The 4567-nt window shown below is 57.3% G+C and carries 4 protein-coding genes; 3 read left to right on the top strand and 1 reads right to left on the bottom strand.

From position 1 onward, the window contains the following. Positions 1-25: 25 nt before the first annotated feature. From EOA86_RS23445 to EOA86_RS23465, 3 genes are all read left to right on the top strand, one after another. Positions 26-523, top strand: a complete 498-nt coding sequence (locus tag EOA86_RS23445; protein WP_091597942.1) for an Lrp/AsnC family transcriptional regulator — start codon at positions 26-28, stop codon at positions 521-523. Positions 524-681: 158 nt separating this feature from the next. Continuing rightward, positions 682-2088 (top strand): aminotransferase, encoded by a 1407-nt coding sequence (locus tag EOA86_RS23450; protein ID WP_091597938.1) that lies wholly within the window; start codon positions 682-684, stop codon positions 2086-2088. 1640 nt (positions 2089-3728) lie between these two features. Next, the gene (locus tag EOA86_RS23465) at positions 3729-4031 is read left to right on the top strand and encodes an autoinducer binding domain-containing protein (protein WP_236473633.1); all 303 of its coding nucleotides are present in this window, start codon (positions 3729-3731) and stop codon (positions 4029-4031) included. Between the two features lie 251 nt (positions 4032-4282). On the opposite strand, the gene EOA86_RS39565 is transcribed toward EOA86_RS23465, so the two are convergent. Further along, positions 4283-4567, bottom strand: a 285-nt coding sequence (locus EOA86_RS39565; protein WP_206630111.1) for a hypothetical protein, incomplete at its 5' end; no start/stop codon positions are given.

The raw sequence follows: 4567 nt of genomic DNA on the forward strand, positions 1-4567 counted from the left end.
AAGCCATACTCAGCCCGGCAATCCCATGAAGTCGAAACTCAACACAGTTCGCCTGGACGCTTGGGACCTTCGGATCCTCGCGGAGCTTCAGACAGACGGTCGGATATCGAAGAGCGAACTGGCGAAGCGCGTCCATCTGTCGGCCTCGGCTTGCTCGGAGCGGCTCCGCATACTCGAAACAACAGGGATTGTTGAAGGCTATTACGCGCGGCTGAGTCCATCCCTCACCGGGGGCGTGATTTTCGTGATGGTGGAGGTCGTGCTGGATCGTCACCGCCTCGAAGACCAAAGACACTTTGAGACGGCAATTCAAGGCATCTCCGAAATTTTGGACTGCTGGGCGATCGGGGGCCGGGTAGATTACCTGATGCGCGTTGCAGCTCCTTCTATGGCTGCCTACCAGGAATTCATGGAGGGTTTGCTACAGGTTGGACTCGGGATCGATCAATATTACAGCCTCATAGTGACGAAATCCGTAAAATCCAATTCGCCCATTCCCTTGTCCGCGCCAAGACAACGCTGAGTTGTCCGTGTTTTCCACGGAGATTGACGCAACTTCCGTGATTTCATCGGCCGCGGACGTGCATTGCCGTGGAACGTGGAGTGTGTCCGCCGGTATAGTCAGCCCTAGACGAGCGGGGACTGAGTGTTCTCCGCCGGGCAATAAACGGGAGAGCGACAATGAGTCTGACCAATCTGGGAACCAAGCAAGTCCAAGAAAAGGATCGGACCTTCGTCTTTCATCCTTCCACGCACTTGGCAAAACACAGCCGCGGCGAGACGCCAAACCGGATCATGGCCGGAGCGGAAGGCGTCTACATCTGGGATACTGAAGGCCGAAAGAGCCTCGACGGTTTCGGTGGGCTCTATTGCGTCAACATGGGATATGGATGCACGGAGATTGCTGACGCCATTGCCAAGCAAGCGCACGACTTACCGTTCGCTCATGTCTATGCCAGCCAAGGCACGGAGCCCGTTGCCCGCTTAGCGGAGGCCGTGGTGGAATATTTCGGGCAGAACATGCAAAGAGTTTATTTTGGCCTCTCCGGTTCCGACGCCAACGAGACCAATATCAAGCTCGTCTGGTATTATAACAACGTTCTCGGGCGTCCCGAAAAGAAGAAGATCATTTCGCGACATCGCGGTTATCACGGTTCCGGCCTGGTCACTGGAAGCCTGACAGGTCTTCCGTTTTTTCATAAGTTTTTCGACCTGCCTTTGAATCTGGTACGCCACACAACGACCCCACATTACTATCGGCAGGCGCATGAGGGCGAAACCGAAGAAGCCTTTTCCAAACGCTGCGCCGACGAACTCGAGGCCCTTGTTCTTGCCGAGGGCCCGGAAACTGTTGCGGCCTTTATCGGAGAACCGGCACTTGGGACTGGCGGCATCGTTCCGCCCCCAAGGGGGTACTGGGCGGCTATTCAAGAGGTGCTGGATAGGCACGATATCCTGCTGATCGCCGATGAAGTCGTTTGTGGCTTCGCGCGAACCGGCGAGAAATTCGGCTCGCACCTCTATCGGATGCGCCCGGATTTCGTCACCATCGCCAAGGGCGTTAGTTCCGCCTACCTCCCAATTTCCGGGTCAATTATTGGCGACCGCGTCTGGTCTGTCCTGGAAGAAGGAACCGAGAAGAATGGACCTCTCGGCCATGGCTGGACATATTCAGGGCATACGCTTTGCGCGGCGGCCGCACTTGCCAACATTCAAGTACTTAAGGAAAGAAAGATCCTGGAGCATGTCCAGGATGTCGGGCCGTATTGGCTTTCCCGCATGAAAGCCGAATTGGAGGGACATCCCATTGTCGGCGAAGTTCGCGGCGTTGGAATCCTGTCAGCAGTAGAGCTGATGCGGGATCCCAAGGCGCGCGTACCGTTTGAGCCCGAGCTGCAGGTCGGCGCGCGTGCCGCCGCTGCTCTGCTTGAAAACGGTGTCATCGGCCGCGCCATGCCGCATGGCGATATCCTCGGCTTTGCACCGCCACTGATCATCACCCGGGCCGAAATCGACATCATCGTCGATGCGACGGCGAAGTCAGTTGACACGACGTACCGCGCCTTGAAGGCGGAAGGCGCCGTATAATCTTCGTGAGCGCCAAACGACTTGTTTTGCTGCTGTCGTCCGGTCCTCCCATTTGACCGCTGGCGTTGCGCGGCGAGCCCTGCCGGTGTACCTCCCCGCCGGCAGGGCGTATTTCTGAGACATTGCAGGTCCACCACATCGCGCCAGTGAATGGATGCTGAGAAGAACAATTATGCTTCGTAAGAAACGCTTATGATGCCGAGCACCCGGACTTGCTTCCACCCCTAAGCAAGTTGCCGAAGACCCAGTGAAGGTTCTGACAAGGGCAGACATGCAATCTGTCTTCGAAAGATTTTTTGGAACAGCTTTCGGATGGCGACGATGAGGTCGATTTCCACAGCGCCTTGGCCTATGTGACCTCACGACTCGACCTACTCGCCTTAACGTGTTGAGAGCTCATTAACTGCTCCTCCGCGGTATCGACGGTTCCGTCGATGGTTGCGTGCGCCTCCTGCCCTCCACAGGGCCGACTATGCTTTGCGACATTTTCCGGCTGTTGGAAGGAAAGACGGCGCTGAGCATCCGAACATATTGGAAAGCAGCCGCTTCGCGCTCGACATTGCTTCGTCGCAGCGCGGCTAACACAACCCAGAAAGTCAGAGAGACGCGGTTTTTCTGCATCAGCCGAATATGGTTTGCAGCAAACAGCCGGTGACGGCTGATATCGTAAGCATGCACAAAGACCCCACCATTCGTCCCGAATACTCAGGAGAACTACGTGCCTGAAGTCAAACTGTTTAAGCCCACGGACGTCGAGCAAAACTACAACCACAGGGGTACGTCGTGGCATGAGTTTGTCAACGAGAAAGACGACTCACCTCTAGCTTCAGGCACCACGTATCTTCGAGATTCTGATTTCGAGTGGACACTATGGTATGACGAGATGATATGCATTGATCCAGGGCAACTGCTCGAGGTGACAGTGGATGGTCGTGCGTATTCTCTGGCAAGAGGAGAATGCATAGGCTCCCCAACGGTACCGTCGCGAGGTATCGGTCCACCGGCCTTGCTTTGATGTACTATGCAATTTCTCCGTCCGACTGGAGAAACGATACCCGGTATGCCCGGTATGCCCAATCTCGCTAAGATATGCCACGATCTGAGTTCCGTGACCCGTCTGCTCGTGACCCGTATAGCTAGCGTGTCCCGCCGATTGGAGAAATTTGGATCATGACGACGTACCCGCTGGTGCTGAGGCGAGCTGCCGCAAGGGGGCCCGCACAGCGATACCCCCGGCTTTGCCCCGCCACTGATCATCGCCAGGAATACGAAGTCGACATCATCGTCGACGCGACGGCGAAGTCAGTTGACACAAGGTACCCCGCTTCGAAGGCGGAAGGGCCGTATAATCTTCGTGAGCGCCAAACGACTTTGTTTTGCCGCTGTCGTCCGGTCCTCCCATTGACCGCTGGCGTTACGCGGCAAGCCCTGCCGGCGCACCTCCCCGCCGGCCAGGGCGTATTTCTGAGACGTAGCAGGTCCACCATCGCGCCAGTGAATGAATATTGAGACGAATAACCATGCTCCGCAAGGCACGCTTATGATGCCGAGGACCCGGGCTTGTTTCCACCCCCAAGCAAGTGGCCGGAGACCCAGTGAAGGTTCTGACACGCAGACATGCAATCTGTCTTCGAAGGTTTTTGGAACAGCTTTCGGAAGGCGTCGATGAGGTCGATTTCCACAGCGCCTTGGCCGATGTGAGCTCACAACCCGACCTGCTCGCCTTCGCCTATCTCTCGCTACCGCCGCGGCCAGGTGACAAGCCCAGGCTGATCTCCAACTATCCGGCGCCCTGGACAGCGTGCTATCTCGAGCACCAGTACCAGAGCATCGACCCCGTCATCGTGCGTGCCCGCGTCGGCGAATGCCCCTTCCAGATGCCGATGGACTGGCAGGATCGCTGCTCCTATGACTTCACCGCTCATTTGACGTCGAGTGGCTAGGCCTGGGAGTTCTTGCGTCGCAAACCGGCATTCCGGCGCTTTCTGCTCGCTGCGCTCCAGGAGGCCAATACACTGTCTCGCGGAGCCCTTGTCGACGTGATCGCCTCTCCGCGATCTCTCGCGCTAATTAGGAGTTTTGTTTCGCCCGCTCGCAGTGCGGTCGTTCTGGTGTGCGTCGGTGCGCCCATGTGTTGTCGGTCGTCGCGAAACAGACGTCCGCGTCGCCAACTCCCTTCGAAATGAGGTCATTGTCATGTCGGACGACAGTCCTGCTGGGAACCGGCAAGTGTCAGCACGTCCCTCTCCGCAAAGCTGGGCACACCATCCAGCTCGTATTTCCCGGCGGACATCCTGCGGCCGCTTGCCTGCGTGCTGAGGCGATCTGGCCCGCAGCACTTTCGAAGCATCGCTTCTGGGCGCTCGAATGCGTCAATGCCCTTTGTCTCGATGGAGAACTGCCCGCCGCTTGTTTCCCTCAAAAATTTGCAGCCCGGTTGCCATTCGTTCGTCGGGCCCTCGACGGGTCGCTCGCGTCC

The sequence above is a fragment of the Mesorhizobium sp. M5C.F.Ca.IN.020.32.2.1 genome (genome assembly GCF_004023105.1).
Lineage (GTDB): Bacteria > Pseudomonadota > Alphaproteobacteria > Rhizobiales > Rhizobiaceae > Mesorhizobium > Mesorhizobium wenxiniae.

Coding starts and splice junctions, on each gene's coding strand:
- EOA86_RS23445 (WP_091597942.1), top strand. CDS start 26: ATGAAGTCGAAACTCAACACAGTTCGCCTGGACGCTTGGGACCTTCGG.
- EOA86_RS23450 (WP_091597938.1), top strand. CDS start 682: ATGAGTCTGACCAATCTGGGAACCAAGCAAGTCCAAGAAAAGGATCGG.